Origin of the sequence: Mesotoga sp. HF07.pep.5.2.highcov (assembly GCF_003666285.1) — a bacterium.
GTDB classification, from domain to species: domain Bacteria; phylum Thermotogota; class Thermotogae; order Petrotogales; family Kosmotogaceae; genus Mesotoga; species Mesotoga prima.
Genome location: NZ_JFHJ01000709.1, coordinates 1 through 842, shown reverse-complemented (window position 1 = coordinate 842; position 842 = coordinate 1). Strand labels below are relative to the sequence as shown.

1 protein-coding gene is annotated in these 842 nt (G+C 47.4%); it reads right to left on the bottom strand.

Annotation, left to right across the window (positions count from 1 at the left end):
- Window positions 1–842 (bottom strand): sugar phosphate nucleotidyltransferase (locus BG32_RS15120; protein WP_121527080.1); only part of this gene is annotated, 842 nt, incomplete at both ends.

The following is an 842-nucleotide window of genomic DNA, read 5'->3' as shown; positions in this document are numbered from 1 at the left end:
TTTGTCATAACCACAGAGTTTTTCACGAGCGAGCCCTCGCCAATCTGAACTCCTTGAAAGATTACAGAGTTTTCGACCCGTCCGTAGATCTCCGCGCCTTCGTTAATCAAAGAGTTTCTTACGTATGAGCTCGTGCCAACGTAGGCAGGCAGATACTCCTCGGTTTGAGTATAGAACCTCCAGGAGGGATCGTGAAGATTGAATGGAGGGATGGGCCTGGTCAGTTCGATATTTGCCTCCCACAATGATTCAATTGTTCCGACGTCCCTCCAGTAACCCTCGAAAACGAAGGCAAATAGTTTCCCGGCGTTGTCTTGGACGATTTTTGGCAAGATATTCTTTCCAAAGTCGTTGTCGCTTTCGGGGTCCTTCTCGTCTTGTATAAGTCTTTCACGCAGGAACTTCCAGTCAAAGACATAGATGCCAAGAGAGGCGAGATCCGACTTTGGTTCCTTAGGCTTCTCCTGGAAATCCGTTATCTTGTTCTCGAAATCCGTAATCATCATGCCGAATCTGTGTGCCTCAGAAAGCGGCACGCGCATACATGCTACGGTTCCAGTTGCGCCCTTGGAGAGATGATAATCTATCATCTCGTTGTAATCCATTGAATAGATATGATCGCCAGAGAGTATTACAAGAAGTTCCGGGTCAAAATCATCAACGAAATCAATGTTTTGGAAGACTGCGTTAGCAGTTCCCTTGTACCAGTTTGAGTCTCCTTGAGCTATAAATGGAGGGAGGATTACAACTCCACCGTCCTTTCTGTCGAGATCCCAGGGACGACCAATCCCAATGTGACGGGAAAGAATGTGGGGCCTGTACTGAGTAAGAACACCGACTGC